We start from the raw sequence: 21411 nt of genomic DNA, 5'->3' as shown, positions 1-21411 counted from the left end.
TGACTATAACCTAAAGCCACGAGCCAATAAATAGACCTCTGACGATCTATCCCTAGAAGCCTTCGGCTTTCGGGTGACCACTTTGCCAAAGCTGTGACGCAACTCTTTTATCAATTGATCGTACCCTGGCCCTTGAAACACCTTCATGAGCAGATCACCACCTGGACGCAAAATCTGCCGCGCAAGCTCAAACGCCAGCTCGACCAGATACATGGCGCGTGTCTTATCCATATCACGCACCCCAGACATATTGGGGGCCATATCCGACATTACAAGGTCTACGGCCGAATCCCCCAGCATTTCCATCAAGCCATTAATCGCCTCATCCTCGCGAAAGTCGCCCTGTATGAACTCAACCCCCGCCAGCGAATCCATCTCCAGAATATCAAGCGCCAGCACCCGGCCACGCTTACCAAGACGGCGACACGCAACCTGTGACCAGCCGCCGGGGGCAGCACCCAGGTCAACCACCGTCATACCTGGGCGCAGCAATTTATCTTTATCATCAATCTCAAGCAGCTTGTAAACCGCCCTTGAACGGTAACCCTCTCTTTTGGCTCGCAGCACAAACTCATCATTCAGGTGCTCCTCTAACCAGCGGCGGCTACTGGCGGCCATTTTCTTATTGGTTGTGATCTTTACCATTACTCTTTTCCGTCAGCCCCTGCACTGTCCTGCGAATACGCCATATCAGCCAGCCACTCGCAACCACACCATAACCAAGGAGAATCATCAACTGTACAATCAACGACTCGCTAAACGATGATGAGAGCAGCAAAACCAATACGGCGACACAGAGCACCAGCCCCAACTCCAGCTTAATATGGTTAAGTGGACTCGGTTCTACTACTACGCCTTTGCTCTTATGAGGTACACTATCCGTCACTTTTCCATTGCCATATGTTGATACTATTATGAAACTTAATCGAAACCAAATCAGCCAGCTGCGTAATCTGGCCCATAAACTAAAACCTGTCGTCATCATTGGCAACAATGGGCTCACTGAAAATGTACTCAATGAAATCATCGATCAGCTCGAACACCACGAGCTTATCAAAGTTAGAGTGAACGCAGAAGCGCGTGATGAGCGCAAAGCCATGATTGATGAGGTTTGCCTACAGGGCAATGCGCTACTGGTTCAGCGCATCGGACATATTGCTGTTTTTTACAAGCCAGCAAAAGAGCCCACCATCAAGCTACCGGCTTAACCCCTCGAACACCGGTCATTATCAGCAGCAGCCCCAGCAGGCTGTTCACCAGGTAGCAGACTGAAGAGATACCATGGAGCCGCCCAAACTCGGCGGCAAACTGTGCGCTAGAGTACAGACCCTGAGCTTTCATCTCCACCATCTGCGGGCGAATAGAGAGTTCTATGATGGCGATTAACAGCAACATCACCACCAACACCCACATCTGCCAAGCGTAAAGAGTGCGGCGGCCAAAATGTGCCCATGCCATCAACAGCAACAAGCCACCGCACACCGCACCTATAATATGTACCAAGCCAAACATCTCACCCATCAGCTGTCCTGCCACCATACGGTCATCAAGCAACCGAAATAGCAGTGGGGCAACCAGGTACCCCACCGTCCAGGTAGCACCTACCCATACCGTCAACAGAAGGCGTTCTAAATATTGGGAGGCCGTGTTCATTAAATCTGGGGATTCCATTAATTTGCGCAAAGATTGCTCAGGGTATTGGTTTCGCAGGGATATTTACGAAAGAACTCTGTGTCCGTAATAATGGACAATAGAGGATATATCTCCTGAGCAATCAATGTTTATTCATTATTCGTGCAGAGGTCTCTAAATATATTTAACAGAGATAACTTCATACTCAATAAGACCGCCCGGGGCATTAACGGAAGCGATATCCTCTTCCACTTTGCCGATCAATGCCCTGGCAACGGGCGAGTTAACTGAGATCTTACCCTCTTTAATATCCGCCTCATCATCACCCACGATCTGATAAGTCACCTCTTCGCCGGTCTCTTCATTTACCAGACCAACCGTCGCGCCAAAAACAACTTTCCCATTTGGCGTTAACTCCAAAATATCGATCACCTGTGCATTTGAAAGCTTGCCTTCAATATCCGCAATACGTGCTTCAATAAAACCCTGCTGCTCACGGGCCGCATGGTATTCAGCATTCTCTTTCAGGTCGCCGTGCTCACGCGCATCTGCAATCGCCTGAATAACCTCTGGCCGTGCCACCGATTTTAATTCACTCAACTCAAGGCGCAATTTTTCAGCGCCCTGCAATGTCATTGGATAACTTACCATTACTTCAATTCCTCATGCAGATCTTGCAAGCGATTAACGCTCCAGTTGTCTAACTCTTTTAATGCCGCGCAGGTCGCCTTAGCACCCGCAATCGTAGTAGTGTAACTCACCTTATGTTGCAAGGCTTCCCGACGTATCTCAAATGAGTCAGCGGTCGCTTTTTTGCCCTCTACGGTATTCACAATATAATTAATTTCATCATTTTTGATCATATCAACAATATTCGGACGACCTTCCGTCACTTTTTTAACACGCTCACAAGCCACCTCTGCCTCATCCAATACCGCCTTGGTGCCTCTGGTAGCAAAAAGTGTAAAACCCTCTTCAATTAAAGAGCGCGCCACTTCAGCTACATGCTGCTTATCAATATTTCGCACACTCAAAAAGGCGCGTCCACCGTCGTGTGGCAGCACTTCACCCGCGCCCAACTGCGCCTTTGCAAAGGCTTCACCAAAGCTTTTTGCCACCCCCATCACTTCACCCGTTGACTTCATCTCAGGGCTCAAAATAGGATCAACACCCCGAAACTTAATGAAGGGGAAAACAGCCTCTTTAACCGAGTAGTAAGGCGGAACAACCTCATCCAACATCCCTTGATCAGACAACTTCTGACCGACCATGCAGCGGGCTGCAATCTTGGCCAGTGGACGATTGATCGCCTTGGAGACGAACGGAACAGTCCGTGAAGCGCGTGGATTGACTTCGAGTACAAATATTTTTCCACCCTGCACCGCAAATTGCGTATTCATTAAGCCGACTACGTTTAACGCTTTAGCCATTTTAGCAACCTGCAGACGTAGCTGATCCTGAATCTCGGCGGGCAAATCATACGGTGGCAACGAACAGGCCGAATCACCGGAGTGCACACCCGCCTGCTCAATATGCTGCATAATGCCACCAATCAGCACATCATCACCATCACAGATCGCATCCACATCGACCTCAATAGCATCATCCAGGAAGCGATCAAGCAGTACCGGAGAGTTGTTTGAAACAGAGACAGCCTCACGCATATAGCGTCTCAGCTCATCTTCTTTATATACGATCTCCATCGCCCGACCACCGAGCACATAGGATGGACGAACCACCAGCGGATAACCGATCTCCTCCGCCAATTTAACCGCGACCTCGGGATCACGGGCGGTACGATTAGGTGGCTGTAACAGACCCAGTTTTTCAATCAACTGTTGGAACCGTTCGCGGTCTTCTGCCAGATCAATACAGTCAGGAGATGTGCCCACAATCGGCGCACCCGCTGCATCAAGGTCACGAGCCAGCTTCAACGGTGTCTGTCCACCGTATTGGACAATGACTCCTTTGGGCTGTTCGACCTCGATAATCTCAAGCACATCCTCTAGGGTCAATGGCTCAAAATAGAGCCGGTCAGAGGTGTCGTAGTCAGTGGAAACTGTTTCAGGATTGCAGTTAACCATTATGGTTTCATAGCCATCGTCACGCATGGCAAAAGCCGCGTGCACGCAGCAATAATCAAACTCAATTCCCTGGCCAATGCGATTCGGACCACCACCCAGCACCATTATTTTATCACGGTTTGTGGGGACCGCTTCGCACTCCTCCTCATAGGTTGAATACAGATAGGCGGTGTCTGAAACAAACTCAGCAGCACACGTGTCCACCCGCTTATAAACCGGCTTAACACCCAGCTCCTTACGACGGTTGCGTACCTCTTTTTGGGTGCTCGCCAGCAGTGTCGCCAAGCGACTGTCTGAAAAACCTTTTTGTTTGAGCCGGTAGAGCCGATTTTTATCCAAATCCGAGAGTGACTTACTTTTCAACTCGGCTTCAATATCGATAAGCTCTTTAATCTGCACCAAAAACCAGCGATCAATGTGCGAAGTTTCATGCACCGCATCCAGCGTATAGCCCGCACGAAAAGCATCGCCCACATACCAGAGGCGCTCTGGCCCTGGCAGGCTAAGCTCGTGCTGTAGGGTCGACTCAAGATCATCAGCCTGCAAATCAGCAATACTATTAAGCCCATCCTTGCCCGTCTCCAAGCCACGCAGTGCTTTTTGTAGCGACTCTTGGAATGTACGCCCAATAGCCATCACTTCACCCACAGACTTCATCTGTGTATTTAAACGATCATCCGCAGTCGGAAATTTTTCGAAGGTAAAGCGGGGTACTTTGGTGACGACATAATCAATACTGGGCTCAAATGAAGCCGGCATAGCACCTGCGGTAATATCATTACTCAACTCATCCAGGGTATAGCCCACTGCCAGCTTAGCGGCTATTTTAGCAATCGGAAAACCAGTCGCCTTAGAGGCAAGTGCTGAAGAGCGCGACACTCGGGGATTCATCTCAATAATGATCATGCGGCCCGTCTCTGGATGGATCGCAAACTGCACATTAGAGCCCCCCGTATCCACACCAATTTCACGCAGTACTGCCAAAGAGGCGTTACGCATAATCTGATACTCTTTATCGGTCAGCGTCTGCGCCGGTGCTACGGTAATCGAGTCGCCTGTATGCACACCCATCGGATCCAGGTTTTCGATGGAGCAGATGATGATGCAGTTATCTTTGTGATCACGCACCACCTCCATCTCGAACTCTTTCCAGCCGATAATGGACTCTTCAATGAGCAGCTCATTGGTCGGTGATAGGTCCAGCCCATGCTCACAAATTTGTAAAAACTCTTGTTTATTATAGGCAATACCGCCGCCGCTGCCGCCCAAGGTAAACGATGGCCGGATGATGGTCGGAAAACCAACAGTGGCCTGAACCTTAAGCGCCTCTTCCAGGTTATGCGCAACATCCGACTTGGGCATATCCAGACCGATTTTGACCATCGCTTTGCGAAACTTATCACGGTCTTCCGCCTTATCGATCGCCTCTTTTTTAGCGCCGATCAGCTCCACATCAAACTTAGCCAGCACCCCTTCACGATCAAGATCCAGCGCACAATTCAGTGAAGTTTGGCCGCCCATAGTGGGCAGCAACGCATCCGGGCGCTCTTTTTCGATGATTTTAGCAACCGTTTCCCAATGAATTGGCTCGATGTAAGTCGCATCAGCCGTGTCGGGGTCTGTCATGATGGTCGCTGGGTTGGAGTTCACCAGCACCACACGGTAACCCTCTTCACGCAACGCCTTACACGCTTGCACACCCGAATAGTCAAATTCACAGGCCTGACCGATAACAATCGGCCCTGCTCCAAGGATCATAATAGTGTTTAAATCGCTACGTTTTGGCATGGCTTGGCTCTTATTTGCTGTGCTGTTCAATCAGATCAATAAAGTGGTCAAAAAGAGGGGCCACATCATGGGGCCCCGGACTTGCCTCAGGATGACCCTGAAAACCGAATGCCGGACAATCGGTACGGTGTATTCCCTGCAACGAGCCATCAAAGAGTGAGCGATGAGTTGCCTTCAGATTAGCGGGAAGCGTCTCTTCATCCACAGCAAAACCATGATTTTGTGCCGTAATCATCACCCGCTTGCTGCTGTCATCTTGCACCGGGTGGTTACCCCCGTGGTGACCAAACTTCATTTTTACGCTTTTTGCACCACTGGCAAGCGCCAATAACTGATACCCCAAACAGATCCCAAAGGTTGGAATGCCTTTATCGAGAATAGCTTTGACCGACTCAATGGCATAGCCACAGGGTTCAGGATCACCCGGACCATTTGAGAGAAAAACACCGTCCGGATTAAGCGCCAAAACTTCCGCAGCGGTGGTTTTAGCAGGCACCACCGTCAATCGACAGCCTCGGGAGGCCAGCATCCGCAAAATATTACGTTTAACACCAAAGTCATACGCAACAACGTGATAGGCATGAATGTCTGGCGTAACAAAGCCGTCGCTCAACGTCCACTCGCCTTCGCGCCACTCACTGGCCGCGTCGCACGTCACCTCTTTTGCTAAATCCATCCCCTTCAAACCAGGGAATGCACTGGCTGCCGCAACAGCCTTTTTTTCATCAATCTGATCACCCACAACAATGCAGCCACCTTGCGCCCCTTTATCACGCAAAATGCGCGTCAAACGGCGCGTATCAATGCCAGCAATCGCAACCACCTGATGTTGACGCAGATATTCGTCGAGCGACATCTCACTGCGCCAGTTGCTTGCAAGTGCTGGCAAATCACGAATAACCAGGCCACTGGCGGCAACGCCACCGCTCTCCTCATCTTCGCTATTAACACCCACACTTCCAATATGTGGATAAGTTAGGGTAATGATCTGCTTTGCATAGGACGGATCAGTCAAGATCTCTTGATAGCCGGTTAACGAGGTATTAAACACCACCTCACCAACACTTTGTCCTTCAAAGCCAATCATCTCACCCCAAAACAGGGAGCCATCTTCTAATGCTAAAAGGGCCGGTTTTCTCAAGATAACCTCCGCTAGATGCACAAAAAGCGGATGATACCTAACAGGCTCATCCGCTCCTTGTATATTGCTTTTTTATATAGATCGTAAGTGTGCGATATTCTACGACAGAGTCCCCCTTCTTGTCCATCACCCGCCTTGTCCAATATGAAATGAGCCTCAAATAGCCCAAATTAGTTGGAAAGCAGCAAAATAAAAAGCAACCGCTGAGCCTGTGGGTACGGCTTACTGTTTTTTACTCCACTGCAAACCAATATCGTGCACATTATTTTACGCCACTCAGCAGACCCTAATCCCCCGATAGAAGCACGAGATGATGTAAAACCAATCGTTTGTGCAGCATACGGGTTTCTATCGGGGGATTAGGGCCTGAGATTGGGGTTGAAACAAACACTGTATACATATACAGTATCCATTCATATAAATAGAGTGAGAAAAACCATGGCCGTTATCGCAATGTGGCTTTGTGACAGGGACAATAGTATGTTCAATAGTAAAAAAGAAGCCGAAGCACACGACAAAATGCTTGAATTGGGTGAGCAGTTTACTGCCTTAATGGAAAAACAGATTTCAGGGATTGAGCCGAAACAAGCGGAAGCTTTTGGCATTCTTCTCGCCAAAAACAAAGATCTTATCGTGCGTGCATGCAAAGGTGACTGCGCAGCATTAGGTGAGATCACGCTGCAAAATGATGATGCAGCCGAGGCAAGCGCCAAAACGTAATCAACCGATTGGCGAGTCCACACCACCAACCGGGCCATCAATGTGATTAGCGCAAATTGAGCACATCCTGCATATCAAACAGGCCTTGCTCTTTTTTCATTAACCAGCCAGCGGCTCGCAGGGCACCTTTGGCAAACGTCATTCGGCTGGATGCCTTGTGGGTGATCTCGACGCGCTCTCCAATATCGGCAAACATTACCGTATGCTCACCAACAATATCGCCGGCGCGAATGGTTTCAAAACCAATTTCACCACGATCCCGCGCTCCGGTTTTTCCTTCACGCCCATAAACAGCGCACTGAGAGAGGTCGCGCCCCAGCGCATCGGCGACCACTTCACCCATACGCAAAGCGGTGCCTGAGGGTGCGTCTACCTTATGCCGGTGGTGCGCCTCAATGACCTCAATATCCACCTCGTTACCCATCACTTTTGCAGCAATATCCAGCAGCTTAAAACAGAGATTAACGCCAACACTCATGTTGGGAGCAAAAACAACACCAATGGACTCAGCAGCCGAAGCGATTCTCTGCTTCTGTTGCTCAGAAAACCCAGTAGTGCCAATAACAATACGCTTGCCAGCGGCCGCACAGATCTCTAGATGATTCAGTGTCGCATCAATTGTTGTAAAATCGATCAACACGTCAAAATCATCAACCACCTTGGCAAGGTCTTCTACAATGGCCACACTCAAACAACCAACGCCCGCCATTTCACCCGCATCAAGCGCCAGCAATGAACTCCCGGAGCGCTCTGTTGCTGCACCTAAAACAAGCTGCTCGCTCGCTTGGCACGCTTCAATTAACGTGCGCCCCATGCGCCCGGAGCACCCTGCAACTGCAACTCTTATCATCATCTTTTCATCCGAATATTCTGCTGTTAACTGTAAAACGCCTGAGAACCCGCTTTAGGGCTTCATCTCTTCAAAAAAGCGCTTCACCTGCCCCAACCAAGAGCTCGCCTTGGGGCTGTGTTTGCTATGGCTGCTATCGGTTTCAGATTCAAACTCCCGCAGCAGCTCTTTCTGTCGAGCGCTCAAATTAACCGGTGTCTCTACTTCGACCCGACAGAGCAAGTCACCGACTCCGCCACCACGAACGGACTTCACCCCTTTGCCGCGCATTCTAAACATGCGACCACTTTGAGTCTCTGCGGGAATTTTCAGTTTCACACGCCCATCAAGGGTCGGCACTTCAAGCTCACCCCCCAAAGTGGCGCTCACAAAGCTGATGGGCACCTCGCAGAAGATATCATTGCCATCACGCACAAAAATCGCGTGCTCTTTAACGCTAACCTGTACATATAGATCACCCGGCGGCGCGCCATGATCACCTATCTCACCCTCACCTGAAAGACGAATCCGGTCGCCATTATCAACACCAGCAGGCACCTTAACCGAGAGTTTTTTGTTTTTACGCACATGCCCTTTGCCATGGCAACTGCCGCAAGGATCCTTGATGCTCTGCCCAGAGCCGTTACAGTGTGGGCAAGTTTGCTGCAACGAGAAAAACCCCTGCTGCATCCGCACCTGACCATGACCGCCACAGGTGGTACAGGTCACAGGTGAGGTGCCTTTTTTTGCGCCACTACCGTTGCAGGTACCGCACTTCACATGGGTTGCCACCTCGATATTGATACTGGTGCCGTGCACTGCTTCTTCAAGTGTGAGCTCAAGATTGTAGCGCAAATCCGCACCACGACGTACCTGCTGGCCTCGACCACCGCCACCAAAAATATCGCCAAATACATCGCCAAATACATCACTAAAATTAGAGGCACCCGCCCCACCAGCGCCCATTGACGGATCAACACCCGCATGACCAAATTGATCGTAAGCGGAACGCTTTTGGGCATCGGCAAGTATCTCGTAGGCCTCTTTGGCCTCTTTGAATTTTTCTAATGCCTCTTCATTGTCCGGGTTCCGATCGGGGTGGTATTTGTGCGCGGCGCGGCGAAAAGCTTTTTTCAACTCAGGCCCGCTCACCGTCTTGGAGACAGCGAGCACTTCGTAATAATCACGTTTTGACATATTTCAAACCAGCAAAAATTTCACTATTCACCTGCCTTGTGAGTTCAGCCCTCGTTTCACTCAGAGAGGGCGTTAAACATCCACATTCAGGTATCCATATACGGTAACAGGCGCAAACGTTTTCACGCCCGCGCCCGCCCGCAACACCCTGTTACCTGTTAATTACTTTTTATCGTCTTTAACTTCTTCAAACTCAGCATCAACCACATTGTCGTCCTTGGCTTTTGTATTTGAGCTATCATCGCCCGCTGCAGGTTGATCGCCGCCTTCTGCGCCCGTTTGTTGCGCATAAACACGCTGCATCATTTCACCCGAGGCTTCGGTAAGCGCAGTGGTTTTGGCCTCAATAGTCTCTTTTTCATTGCCCTTCATCGCCTCTTCCAGCTCAGCAATGGCCGCGTCGATCTTCTCTTTTTCACCCGCTTCCATCTTATCTTCGCCCAGCTCACCCATGGACTTTTTGCAGGCATGGAGCATCTGATCTGCGGTGTTACGCACCATTACCAACTCATGAAACTTTTTATCCTCTTCTGCATGAGTTTCTGCATCACGCACCATCTTTTCAACTTCTTCATCCGAAAGGCCTGAAGAGGCTTTAATGACGATAGAGGTCTCTTTTCCGGTCGCCTTATCCTTAGCAGAGACATTCAAGATACCATTGGCATCGATATCAAGAGAGACTTCAACCTGCGGTACACCCCGTGGTGCAGGCGCGATATCACCCAAATCAAAACGACCCAGCGACTTGTTGGCAGATGCCATTTCACGCTCACCTTGTAGCACATGTACGGTAACCGCTGTCTGGTTATCTTCTGCGGTAGAGAAGGTCTGCGATGCCTTGGTAGGAATAGTTGTATTCTTCTCGATAAGCTTGGTCATAACACCACCCATGGTCTCAATACCCAGAGAGAGCGGCGTAACATCCAGCAGCAATACATCTTTAACTTCACCACCCAGCACTCCGCCTTGGATAGAGGCGCCCACTGCCACCGCTTCATCAGCATTCACATCTTTACGCGGCTCTTTGCCGAAGAAGTTTTGCACCGCTTCCTGAACCTTAGGCATACGGGTTTGACCACCCACCAAGATAACCTCATCCACATCAGAAGCCGAGAGGCCCGCATCTTTCAAGGCTGTCTTACAAGGCTCGATAGTACGTGTAATCAGCTCCTCTACCAGCCCTTCATACTTAGCGCGACTGACTTTCACATTCAGATGTTTGGGACCCGTTGCATCTGCGGTAATATAAGGCAGATTAACATCAGTCTGCTGTGCGGATGAAAGCTCAATTTTCGCCTTCTCAGCCGCCTCTTTCAGACGCTGCAACGCCAAGGGGTCATTGTGCAGATCGATACCACTCTCTTTTTTGAACTCCTCAGCCAGGAACTCAATCAGGCGTGAGTCAAAATCCTCACCGCCCAAGAAAGTATCACCATTGGTGGAGAGCACTTCAATCTGGTGCTCACCTTCAATCTCTGCAATCTCGATAATTGACACATCGAAGGTACCGCCACCCAGGTCATATACTGCAATCTTGCGATCGCCACCTTTCTTATCCATGCCATAAGCCAGTGCCGCAGCCGTTGGCTCGTTAATAATACGCTTAACTTCCAAACCGGCGATTTTACCCGCATCCTTGGTTGCCTGGCGTTGTGAGTCGTTAAAATAGGCCGGAACAGTAATAACAGCTTCTTTAACCTCCTCACCCAAATAATCTTCTGCGGTCTTCTTCATCTTCATCAAGATACGAGCAGAAACTTCGGGTGCAGACATCTTCTTGCCATTCACATCAACCCATGCATCGCCGTTGTCGGCTTCAATGATGGAGTAAGGAACCATTTTGATATCTTTTTGTACTTCTTTGTCTTTAAAGCGACGGCCAATCAGACGCTTGATAGCAAACAGTGTATTTTTTGGATTGGTTACCGCTTGGCGTTTTGCTGACTGACCCACCAGCACCTCGCCATCATCAGCATACGCCACAACGGAAGGCGTGGTGCGATCACCCTCAGCATTCTCAATTACACGAGGCTTGCCATCCTCCATTACAGATACACATGAATTTGTGGTACCCAAATCTATACCGATAATTTTTCCCATTGTCTCTCTCCAATTCTTTAATGCTTGTTACCAACCGACTGATATCGATTGTATTAATTCGTTACCTGATACCCTTGATGGGGGTAGTGAAATTAAATTTCAAGGTATATTTATGCTTGCTCATCTATTTTTCCGCCCACCGGATCTTCAGCTGCCACGGCAGCCTTAGCAACCACAACACGAGCGGGGCGAATCAAGCGATCATTCAGCGCATAACCCTTTTGAAAAACCACCATCACGCTATTAGGCGCATGCTCTGTACTCTCTTGCATACTCATCGCTTCATGCAGCTGAGGGTTAAAGAGTTCACCTTCCGGATTAATCTGTTGCACACCATTTTTCTGTAATGCATCCAGAAACATTTTCAAAGTCATCTCATTGCCTTCACGCAATTTGACAACACTTTCATCGCTACCCGTTGCGGCTTGCAGGCTCATATCTAGGCTATCCAGCACCGGAATCAGTGAGTCGACAAACTTGTCCAGGGCAAACTTGCGTGCCTTTGCAACATCTTGGTCGGCGCGGCGTTTAAGGTTTTCTGCCTCTGCTTTAGTGCGCAATGCCAGCTCATAATGATTATTGGCCTTCTCTTCAGCTGCCAATAACGCCTGCTGTAAACCGGCAACATCGAGGTCATTCGTTTCGGCCTCAGAAGGATCTGAATCCATCGACGGCTCAATCACACCCTCAATACTCTCCGGCTGTTCATCTGTATGTTTCTTCTTATTTGACATGTTTGACTCCGACAATTGTGTTTGCGCGACACCATAGCGGTATCATCTGACGAACTATGCTGCAGAAAATATAAGGGCAAATTTTACAAATTCAACACTTCCGCACATTTTTTCTGCACTTTTTATGAATAATTCAATCAACGCTTCCCGCCTCAACCCCTCAAGAGCATTCAAAATAGGAAACGTCAGAAACCATTTAACCCAACTCACAATGGTGCTAACCTTCACTACTCATTTAAGGAGTCATTGGGCATCCTTAACATCAAAAGCAGTTCAAATTAATGGAGGCGGCGGCTGTGGAAAACACCTTCAACACCATCGGCCTGATCGGCAAATACAATGACCAGCACGGTGGCGACACGCTCATTGCCGTTGGCAACTACCTGCTAAGCCGTGGCTGCCGCGTACTGGTAGACCAAGGCTCGGCCCCTGATATCAGCGGCACTGAATTTGAGACTGTTGATCGCGCCACCATCGGAAGTGAGTGTGACCTGGTTATTGTTGTGGGCGGTGATGGCACGCTACTCAATGCCGCACGCTCGCTCAACGCAGCTGACGTGCCCATTTTGGGGGTTAATCTCGGTCGTCTTGGCTTTCTGGTCGATGTATCCAAAGAGCACATTGATGAGACCCTTGATGAAGTTTTGAGTGGTCAATTTGTTGAAGAGAGCCGCTTTCTACTGCACACCACCATTGAGCGCGGGGGGGAAATACTCTCCGAAAACAACGCCTTCAATGACGTGGTTATTCACAAATCACATGTTGCACGAATGATTGAACTGGAGTGCTCCGTTGATCAAAAATTCCTCTCCATCATGCGTGCAGATGGGCTGGTGATTGCAACACCAACCGGCTCAACCGCTTATGCGCTTTCGAGCGGCGGCCCCATATTGCACCCCTCATTAAACGCCATGGCGCTGGTGCCTATTTGCCCGCACACACTGAGCAACCGCCCGCTGGTGGTCTCTGGCGACAGCCTTATTATGGTTAGGGTATGCGATCACGAAAAATCTGAGGTGTTAATCACCTGTGACGGACAGATCAGCCTCAGCTTACAGATAGGCGATGTGCTGCGGATCAAAAAAACTGAGCACCCCGTTCGCCTGATACACCCCGAACTGTACGATTTTTTTGATATACTTCGTGCCAAGCTACACTGGGGCGAGCGCCCCAGTTAATTCTAGGAGGCTGCCGGACTAAGGTGATCGTAGCGAGGGAAAGCCATTTTGAGTCCATTTTTTTGATCGTTTGAGGCGAATATTGGGCATATTCAACGAAAAAGATCGTAAAAATGGGCCTGAATGGCTTTTCCGCAGTAGATTCACCCTAAGTCCAGCAGCCGCCTAGGGCACCTCAAAATTAATAGAGATACCCTCCAATCAACTTCCTTATACAGAGCCTTAATGTTAAGCCATATTCAGATCCGAAACTTCGCCATCGTTGATCTTCTAGAGCTCGATCTCGCCCCCGGCATGAGCTGCCTTACCGGCGAGACGGGAGCAGGCAAGTCCATCATATTGGATGCCCTGAGCCTTGCGTTGGGAGATCGCGCCGAAAGCGGCGTGGTTCGCCACGGCTGTGACCGTGCCGAAATCAGTGCCAACTTTGATCTTCGCAACGAACCCGCAGCCCAACAGTGGCTACTCGACCACGAGTTGGAGATGGAGGGCGAGTGCATTATCCGCCGCACCCTGACCAAAGAGGGTCGTTCAAAAGGCTACATTAATGGTCGCCCACAACCCTTGGCCACCTTGCGAGAGCTAGGTGAGATGCTGGTGGACATTCATGGGCAACATGCACACCAAGCACTGCTGCGCCGCGAGCAGCAACGCGACACACTGGATCAATATGCGGGTAACAACACGCTACTCAAAAAGATCGACCACGCTTATCGTCACTGGTCACAACTCACTCAAGAACTGGAGAGGTTGCGTAACGACAAACAGGAGCGCGATGCAAAACTCGAACTACTGCGCTATCAGGCCCGCGAACTCGAAAACCTCAACCCCCAGCCAGATGAGCTTGAACAGCTGGACAAAGAGCACCAGCGCCTCGCCCACGCCCATCGTCTATTAGAGTCGAGTCAGCAGGCATTGCACCAGCTACAGGGTGATGAGCAAGCTGCGCTCACCACGCAACTCCAACGCATCACCCATGAGTTGAACGAGCTGCAAACCATCGACCATAGGCTCCAACCCATCTGTGAAATGCTTGACAGCGCCACCATTCAAATGGACGAAGCCGCAACCGAGCTGCGCCACTATCAAGAGCGCATCGAAATAGATCCACAACAACTGCAACAGCTAGAAGCCAGACTGGGCGAACTTCATGAGATGGCACGCAAACACAACTGCCAACCACAACAGCTTGCTGAACGGCTACACCAATTACAACAGCAACTGAGTGACATCGAAACGGCAGAGGTAAAGTATGGTTCACTCGAAGAGGAGATAGCCACCGCCACCGCACACTACCGCACTCTAGCAGAGCAGCTCACCCTGGTGCGCCAAAAAGCCGCCAAAAAACTGGAAAAAGCGGTCACCAAAAACCTACAACGCCTCTCAATGAACGGCAGCCGCTTTGAAATCGCCATGACCCCGCACCACGAGCCATCCCCACAGGGTCAAGAGCGCGTTGAATTTCTAATCTGCACCAACCCGGGCCAACCCGCACAGCCCATGAATAAAATAGCCTCCGGCGGCGAACTCTCACGCATCAGCCTCGCCATTCAAGTGGTGGCCAGTCGCGCACATGGCATCACCACCGTAATATTTGATGAGGTGGATGTGGGGATCGGCGGCGGTACAGCGGAAATTGTCGGGCAGATGTTGCGGGCATTGGGGGAGTCACGACAAGTGCTCTGCATCACCCACCAACCACAAGTGGCCGCGCAAGGGAACCAACACCTGCAAGTGTGCAAAAAAGCGGGTAAAAGCAGCACCACTACCACCCTTGTGGAGCTAGATCAGCATGCCCGCATCGATGAACTGGCCAGAATGCTCGGTGGCATCACCATTACCGAACAGACTCGGGTTCACGCTCGTGAAATGCTGTTATCAGGCCAACCGCGTTAACCCTACGGGAGACCTGCTTACTGAATTGCTACCGGTTACCAGCGCGCCTCCAGCAGCAGTGAATTACCACTGCGGGTCATATCAACCTTATTTAAAAAGCTCATCCCCAAAAGGGCCTTCTCTGGGAATCGTTTATTATCCAGCACAACCGCCACCACATCATAAACAACAAGGCTACCGACCTGAACCTTGTTCAACCTCACACGGTAACCCCACTCCCTCTTAGAGGCCGTACTCAACATCACCTTGGTGCCCAAGCGTCGGTAATCAATTCCCAAACGGCGGGCATCGCGGGAGTTCAAGGCAATGGATGTCGCACCGGTATCCACCATAAAATCAATCGGGATGCCATTAACACTCCCCTTTGTGCGATACATGCCCAGGCTATCCGCATATAAACGCAACGCCTTAGGCTCTGGGGAGGAGAAGCGGCTGCTTATGGAGCGACGCTCCCCAAGAAGATAGTGCCCCTGTTCACCAGCCACCTCTAGCGTCACCCGCTCACCCTTGATGGAGATCAGCTTTATACCGTTATGCAGCTCACCCTGGGCCAGAGTCAAACGACTCCCCTCATATTGCACCACAACCTTACTGCCCAAAATAGCCTGCACCTCAGGAGCCGAAGCCCAACCCATAACGGGCAAAAAAAGAGATAACCAAAGCAGCTTCCACATCGCGTTTATTTTCCAGTTATTGACCGCTCACCAGTCGTAGATGAGCCGTTTTATCGATAGCGTGAATACGATCAAACCCATCTTCAAAGCTCACTGCCCAAGCATGTTTTTCACTATACTCAAAGTGATCTGAACTCCAGTAACGCCCTTTCCGAGTATTAGAAAAATAGCGTATATCAATACTGGGAATCGAGTCCAGATAGGCATGATCCACCAGCTGCAACAGCTCTAGCCGCTTGGGTACACGCCAATCATCGCGCCCACACAGCTTAGCCTGATTAACCCTCTCTAGGTAAGCCTCAACACGGCAATCCTCGCCATCACAGCGACCACCCTCACCCAACTGTACATACTCATATTCGGCATTACGCAGCTTTCCCTGACTCTTTGTCTCCCACAACAAGCCCGTTTCCCGATCCAGAATACAACTCCAACGACTCTCTTGTGGCAACTGCCAGTCACCCTTCTGGCCCACCTTAACGTAGCGATCAGTCTCCGGTAGCTGAGCAACATCCCTCGCCTCTGCCGCACTTAAAATCCGCTGCGTCGTCACATCTTCAACCACCGTGACTCTTTTCGGAATCACTTCAATCACCGCCACAGGAGCAACCATCGCCACCTGTACCGGGGCCGCTGGTTCACTCACAACTTGAACCGCTCGCTCTTTCTGCTCAACCACCTGCTGCAACACCTGCTTCGAGCTCACCTGCGCGGGCAGTGCCAAAACAGCAGCAGAGCGTGGAGTCGGCTTAACCTCCGCAGCCACAACCACGGCTTTCTCAGTAGCAGCCTCCACCACCGCAGCAGGCTCCGTCGTTACATCGTCAGCGGCCGCCAAAGTAGATGACTCTGGCGATGTAGCCGGTGGCTCAGAACACCCCAACAACAAAATAGCTAGCGCAGCTACACATAAAAACCTATTCATTATCCCCCCAATAAATAATTTTTCAGAGCCAGTATCGCACATAGAACCGCTTAGTCGCTTGCTGAAAAGCTCACAAAGAGCCACCCCCCATTGGCTCGTTCGTCACTTACCCGTATCATGAGCACTCTGCGCAAGTAGGGTGCAAGATAAAAAAGAGCTAAAACCTGGCGGAATTGTGGCGGCAAATGAACAAAGCAGCGCTCTCGTTATGGTAAAACCCAGCAAGAGCTACCACGCTTCGCCAATATTACACGCATCAGGAGCCAATAAAATGCAGCGTAATTCATCCATTGAGGAGTCATTACAACAACACTTTGGCTTCGACCACTTTAATGAAGGCCAGCGTGAAGTCATCGAATCTTTATTAGAGGGCCACTCCGCGCTGGCGCTGTTTCCAACCGGTGGAGGGAAATCACTCTGCTATCAACTGCCCGCACTACTACTACCGGGGCTGACACTCGTGGTCTCCCCATTAATTGCATTAATGAAAGATCAGATTGATGCTTTATTAAAACGAAACATTGTAGCCGCCCGCCTCGACTCCAGCTTAAGCACCGACGAATATCACGAGGTGCTCAATCAGGCACGCTCAGGGAAGCTGCGCCTGCTTTATGTCGCACCCGAACGCTTCAATAACGAGCGTTTTCGGGCCACCATTGAACAGCTGCCTATTTCGCTGCTAGCGATTGATGAAGCACACTGCATCTCCGAATGGGGGCACAACTTCCGGCCTGACTACCTAAAACTACCTGAATTCTCCAAGCGCTGCGGTGCTGAGCGCGTACTCACATTAACCGCAACCGCCACACCAAAAGTGAAAGAAGATATCTGCCGTGCTTTTGATATCACCTCAAACCATGCCATCTGCACCGGCTTTTATCGCCCTAATTTAACCGTACTCACCACCGCAGTCACCCATGAAAAACGAGACCAACAACTTTTAACTCGCCTGCAAAACCAGCCCAGCGGCCCCACCATTATATACGTCACCTTGCAACACACCGCAGAAGAGGTCGCCGCGCAGCTGGCAGATGCAGGTTTACCCGCTCGGGCCTATCACGCGGGTATGAAGAGCGAACAGCGTAGCAATACACAAGATTGGTTTATGAACTCTGATAACGGCATCGTCGTCGCCACCATCGCTTTTGGTATGGGTGTAGATAAATCAAATATTCGCTATGTCTACCACTATAACCTGCCTAAAAGCCTCGAAAACTTTGCCCAGGAAATGGGTCGCGCCGGCCGTGATGGCGACACTTCCATTTGTGAAACCTTGGTTTGTGCAGATGATTTGAATGTTCTCGAAAACTTCATTTATGGCGACACACCCTCTTTAGGGTCACTAAAAAGCCTGACCGCTGAACTATTTTCATATGAAAGTGAATTCAGCGTCAGCCAATACAGCCTCTCATCAACACATGACATTCGCCCATTAGTGCTGCGTACCCTGCTAACTTACCTAGAGCTGGATGGCTACCTAAAAGGCGGAACACCCTTCTACGCCACGTACCAATTTAAACCCTTACAGAACTCTCATAACATTCTCAACCGCTTCGAAGGCGAACGCCGAACGTTTATTGCCAATATTTTTAGGCAGGCAAAAAAGGCAAAAATATGGTTCAACATTGACCTTGAACAAACAGCCGCTACCATCAACACAACCCGAGACCGCATCATTCGCGCACTAGACTATTTGAGCGAACAAAATCTACTGGAAGTCAAAGTATCCGGCCTGCGCAATCGCTATCAAAAAATCAAAGACCCCGAGAGCACTGAGGCACTGGCAATAGAGCTGCATCAACGCGCCCTACAACGCGAAAACAGTGAAATCAAACGCTTGCAGCAAGTGCTTGAACTGGCCCACTATCAAGAGTGTCAGGTCAACTTCCTGGCCACTTATTTTGGTGACCCGCGAAACCAGCCCTGTGGCCACTGCTCCTGGTGCTTAAAAGGAAAAACCGCCGAAGAGATACCGCATTCCGCCATCGCCATTGATAAAAACACCTGGCAACAAGCCTTGAATCTACAGACTGAAACACCGCTACTGCATGACCCACATACGTTAGCCCGCTTTCTATGCGGCATCACCTCACCCAAATTGAGCCGCGCCAAACTCACAAAACACCCACTATTTGGTGCGCTGGCAGAGGTACCTTTTCAGCAACTGCTGGCTCATGCGGGTTCTGAATAAAATAACATCCGGAAAATAACTCAACTGCCCCTCGCCACATACAACCTGAACCTAGGAGGCTGTCGGACTTAGGTGATCGTAGCGAGGGAAAGCCATTTTGAGTCCATTTTTTTGATCGTTTGAGGCGAATATTGGGCATATTCAACGAAAATGATCGGATAAATGGGCCGAGATGACTTTTCCGCAGTCGATTCACCCTCAGTCCGACAGCCTCCTAGGCTCACCTGCGGCGGATATTATCGCGCAGTCGCCACTGACCGCCAATGCGACGCATCAACTTGAAGCACTACAAACGCAAATACCCGATAGCGAAGCACGTATGTTGGCTGACCTTTGGTTAGCTTATGATGTCGCCGCTGGCGAGATAGAGCCGGTTGACCCAAGACCGACAGCGAGCAATCCATGTAAGCAATAAACACATTAGTCGCACCCGCAAGTTCGGCGGCTATTTTTTATTTTGCTGTGGAGTCAAGCACTTGTGCAGCATACCTGTTTCTATCTGGGGATTAGGGGGCAATATGATACTTGCCCCTTCTATTCATTTTCACTCATCGGCTTTCCCACTCTCAAAAAAAGGCCGGGCAACCGATTAGGCTGCCCGGCCACCACAACGGTTAAACGTTATTTTACTACAATCGTCACCACTGCGGAGACTACGGGCGGCTGGTGTGGCGCATGGTCTTTGTCACCGAGAATCAGCTGCAAGGTATGCTTTCCAGCGGCGAGTTCCAGTGTGGTTTCTGTCTGTCCACCACCAAAATGTTTTACCTCTTTGCCCATGCGCTTGTCCATCGCCGGCAGTTTTTTACCATCAACCAGCAGATGATGATGACCCGTATTCTTTTTTTCGGTGCCCGCAGGAGCAACACCCATGCCGCTCAGGCCAAATACCACCTTCACTGGCGAGGTGACCACTTCACCATTCGCTGGTGAAACGATGTAAACCACAGCACCTTCTGCCGACGGTGTTTTATCACTTGCCAACGCATTAAATGAGATTAATGCCGCCATACAAATCACCGCTGTTTTTAAAAGTTTCACCACGTTCTCCCTGTAGAAAATAAGGTTAAATAGTCGAATTAAATATAAGGTCGCCTACTCTACCACAACCTGCTGCCCATCAAATTCCACAATTTCCCCAAAAGGGGGCAAATACAATATTGCCTTTTATTGTATGACTTACGCTGATCGCCTTCACTCTCCATGGCGATCAGCGTGCGTATTATCATGTTATGAATCGAGTCCGGTTTTCTCATGCACTGCTCTTTTAATTCGCAGTGTCGACAGTCGCTTATGCGGCCTTCAAAAAAGATTTTGTCGTTACCCTGTTTGTCTTTTTTTCATTCTTTAACCACATGACTTTGCCTGCGGGGCATTCGCAACACTTCTCTTCGCTGTTAAAGAAGCAGAAGGGGTCTAAACAACAAACCATTAACTCATTATGTACAGACTTGGTCGAGTAGATGGGTTCCTCTAGCTTTATCAGGATCATGATGGCCATCACACGGCCGATTTCCTGCTTCTACCATTGTTACCACACCCCTCTCAGAACCGTGCTTGCGCTATTTACGCACACGGCTCCTCGACAACACACTTCACTTCAAAAGGACAATAGATTTACCATAATTCGAGGTTTGGGTAATGGAAACAACTTAAGCAATTTATTGAACTTCTCCCAGATATAACAGCCTCGTTTTCCTCGGCGATTTAGCCATTTCAACAAGGTGAGTAATACCTGATAAGCAAAGTTTTTGATGCTTTTGTAGTTATCCGTTACACCATAGTAGGCAAAATGGCCTCGCAATTTTGCGGCTGTTTGTTTCAGGATGTCTGCGGTCGAGCGTACTCTATTCGCCTTCAACCACTCTTTATACCCCTTCAACTTTGCCGTAAAACGCTGGCTTATCGTTTTCCGTTTCATCCGAAAGTACCTTCCATTTCGACTGCTTGAGCAATAATGGGTAAAACCCAAAAAATCAAACGTAGCGGCTCTTTCTCCTCTGGCTTTTGCTTTTGATTGCGCAAATATTCCAAATTCGAGCTGCTTGGTCTTTTCTGGCGCAACTTCTAAATGAAATTTACTTAAACGATCTTCCATCTCTTGCATAAAGCATTTTGCTTCTACCTCGTTTTGGAAGCAGGCAACATAATCATCCGCATAACGAATCAGTCGGGCATAGCCTCGGCAGTTTCGCTTAACACGCTTCTCAAACCAAAGATCCAGTACATAGTGTAGATAGATATTCGCCAGCAAGGGTGAAATGACGCCGCCTTGCGGGGTGCCCTTTTCGCTGCCTTTGTAATGCCCGTCTTCCTGTATGC

At 49.8% G+C, this 21411-nt stretch carries 20 protein-coding genes; 6 read left to right on the top strand and 14 right to left on the bottom strand.

The annotated features are described in order from the left end of the window. Positions 1-3 precede the first annotated feature (3 nt). Together rlmE and L3J94_03250 are read right to left on the bottom strand one after the other, a co-directional pair. Positions 4-618 (bottom strand): 23S rRNA (uridine(2552)-2'-O)-methyltransferase RlmE, encoded by a 615-nt coding sequence (rlmE, locus tag L3J94_03255; protein MCF6217774.1) that lies wholly within the window; start codon positions 616-618, stop codon positions 4-6. Positions 619-622: 4 nt separating this feature from the next. Beyond that, positions 623-886 (bottom strand): hypothetical protein, encoded by a 264-nt coding sequence (locus tag L3J94_03250; protein MCF6217773.1) that lies wholly within the window; start codon positions 884-886, stop codon positions 623-625. Between the two features lie 28 nt (positions 887-914). Here L3J94_03250 and yhbY point away from each other — a divergent pair, with 28 nt between their 5' ends. Further along, positions 915-1208 carry a ribosome assembly RNA-binding protein YhbY gene (gene yhbY, locus L3J94_03245; GenBank protein ID MCF6217772.1) on the top strand — a complete coding sequence of 98 codons (294 nt, stop codon included), beginning with the start codon at positions 915-917 and terminating at the stop codon, positions 1206-1208. Here yhbY and L3J94_03240 read toward each other — a convergent pair. The 4 genes from L3J94_03240 to carA form a co-directional block, all read right to left on the bottom strand. Next, on the bottom strand, positions 1192-1653 hold the full coding sequence (locus L3J94_03240) for a DUF4149 domain-containing protein (GenBank protein ID MCF6217771.1): 462 nt from the start codon (positions 1651-1653) through the stop codon (positions 1192-1194). The genes yhbY and L3J94_03240 overlap by 17 nt on opposite strands. 153 nt (positions 1654-1806) lie before the next feature. After that, the gene (gene greA / locus L3J94_03235; protein MCF6217770.1) at positions 1807-2283 is read right to left on the bottom strand and encodes a transcription elongation factor GreA; all 477 of its coding nucleotides are present in this window, start codon (positions 2281-2283) and stop codon (positions 1807-1809) included. Continuing rightward, positions 2283-5504, bottom strand: a complete 3222-nt coding sequence (carB, locus tag L3J94_03230; GenBank protein MCF6217769.1) for a carbamoyl-phosphate synthase large subunit — start codon at positions 5502-5504, stop codon at positions 2283-2285. The genes greA and carB overlap by 1 nt, the downstream gene beginning before the upstream one ends. Positions 5505-5514: 10 nt before the next feature. Further along, on the bottom strand, positions 5515-6645 hold the full coding sequence (carA, locus tag L3J94_03225) for a glutamine-hydrolyzing carbamoyl-phosphate synthase small subunit (protein MCF6217768.1): 1131 nt from the start codon (positions 6643-6645) through the stop codon (positions 5515-5517). Between the two features lie 480 nt (positions 6646-7125). On the opposite strand from carA, the gene L3J94_03220 reads away from it, so the two are divergent. Next, entirely contained in the window at positions 7126-7365 is a 240-nt protein-coding gene (locus L3J94_03220) for a YebG family protein (protein ID MCF6217767.1), read from the top strand. 46 nt (positions 7366-7411) lie between these two features. On the opposite strand, the gene dapB is transcribed toward L3J94_03220, so the two are convergent. From dapB to grpE, 4 genes are all read right to left on the bottom strand, one after another. Further along, complete coding sequence (gene dapB / locus L3J94_03215) at positions 7412-8215, bottom strand: 4-hydroxy-tetrahydrodipicolinate reductase (protein MCF6217766.1); 804 nt, start codon at positions 8213-8215, stop codon at positions 7412-7414. A 54-nt stretch (positions 8216-8269) separates the two neighbouring features. Then, positions 8270-9391, bottom strand: coding sequence for a molecular chaperone DnaJ (gene dnaJ, locus L3J94_03210; GenBank protein ID MCF6217765.1), 1122 nt, complete (start codon positions 9389-9391; stop codon positions 8270-8272). Positions 9392-9553: 162 nt separating this feature from the next. Next, entirely contained in the window at positions 9554-11491 is a 1938-nt protein-coding gene (gene dnaK, locus L3J94_03205; GenBank protein ID MCF6217764.1) for a molecular chaperone DnaK, read from the bottom strand. A 110-nt stretch (positions 11492-11601) separates the two neighbouring features. Beyond that, positions 11602-12225: a nucleotide exchange factor GrpE gene (gene grpE / locus L3J94_03200; GenBank protein ID MCF6217763.1), complete on the bottom strand. Its 624-nt coding sequence runs from the start codon at positions 12223-12225 to the stop codon at positions 11602-11604. Positions 12226-12506: 281 nt separating this feature from the next. Between grpE and L3J94_03195 the strand changes: the two genes are divergently transcribed. Both L3J94_03195 and recN read left to right on the top strand, forming a co-directional pair. Next, positions 12507-13403 carry an NAD(+) kinase gene (locus L3J94_03195; protein ID MCF6217762.1) on the top strand — a complete coding sequence of 299 codons (897 nt, stop codon included), beginning with the start codon at positions 12507-12509 and terminating at the stop codon, positions 13401-13403. A 225-nt stretch (positions 13404-13628) separates the two neighbouring features. Beyond that, positions 13629-15299 carry a DNA repair protein RecN gene (gene recN / locus L3J94_03190; protein ID MCF6217761.1) on the top strand — a complete coding sequence of 557 codons (1671 nt, stop codon included), beginning with the start codon at positions 13629-13631 and terminating at the stop codon, positions 15297-15299. A gap of 35 nt (positions 15300-15334) precedes the next feature. Here recN and L3J94_03185 read toward each other — a convergent pair whose 3' ends face one another. Together L3J94_03185 and L3J94_03180 are read right to left on the bottom strand one after the other, a co-directional pair. Further along, positions 15335-15973 carry a TIGR02281 family clan AA aspartic protease gene (locus L3J94_03185; protein MCF6217760.1) on the bottom strand — a complete coding sequence of 213 codons (639 nt, stop codon included), beginning with the start codon at positions 15971-15973 and terminating at the stop codon, positions 15335-15337. A gap of 16 nt (positions 15974-15989) precedes the next feature. After that, positions 15990-16898 carry a DUF1566 domain-containing protein gene (locus tag L3J94_03180; protein ID MCF6217759.1) on the bottom strand — a complete coding sequence of 303 codons (909 nt, stop codon included), beginning with the start codon at positions 16896-16898 and terminating at the stop codon, positions 15990-15992. A 271-nt stretch (positions 16899-17169) separates the two neighbouring features. On the opposite strand from L3J94_03180, the gene L3J94_03175 reads away from it, so the two are divergent. Together L3J94_03175 and L3J94_03170 are read left to right on the top strand one after the other, a co-directional pair. Beyond that, positions 17170-19089 carry a RecQ family ATP-dependent DNA helicase gene (locus tag L3J94_03175; GenBank protein ID MCF6217758.1) on the top strand — a complete coding sequence of 640 codons (1920 nt, stop codon included), beginning with the start codon at positions 17170-17172 and terminating at the stop codon, positions 19087-19089. Between the two features lie 172 nt (positions 19090-19261). Further along, a complete protein-coding gene (locus L3J94_03170) occupies positions 19262-19504 on the top strand; it encodes a hypothetical protein (GenBank protein ID MCF6217757.1) in 243 nt (80 codons plus the stop codon). Between the two features lie 206 nt (positions 19505-19710). On the opposite strand, the gene L3J94_03165 is transcribed toward L3J94_03170, so the two are convergent. Beyond that, positions 19711-20100, bottom strand: coding sequence for a DUF4399 domain-containing protein (locus L3J94_03165; GenBank protein MCF6217756.1), 390 nt, complete (start codon positions 20098-20100; stop codon positions 19711-19713). 589 nt (positions 20101-20689) lie between these two features. Continuing rightward, a partial coding sequence (locus tag L3J94_03160; GenBank protein ID MCF6217755.1) for a group II intron reverse transcriptase/maturase occupies positions 20690-21411 on the bottom strand: 722 nt, incomplete at its 5' end.

It is taken from the genome of Gammaproteobacteria bacterium, assembly GCA_021647245.1.
Classification (GTDB): Bacteria; Pseudomonadota; Gammaproteobacteria; order RBG-16-57-12; family RBG-16-57-12; genus JAFLJP01.
This window is presented reverse-complemented; position numbering and strand designations above follow the sequence as displayed.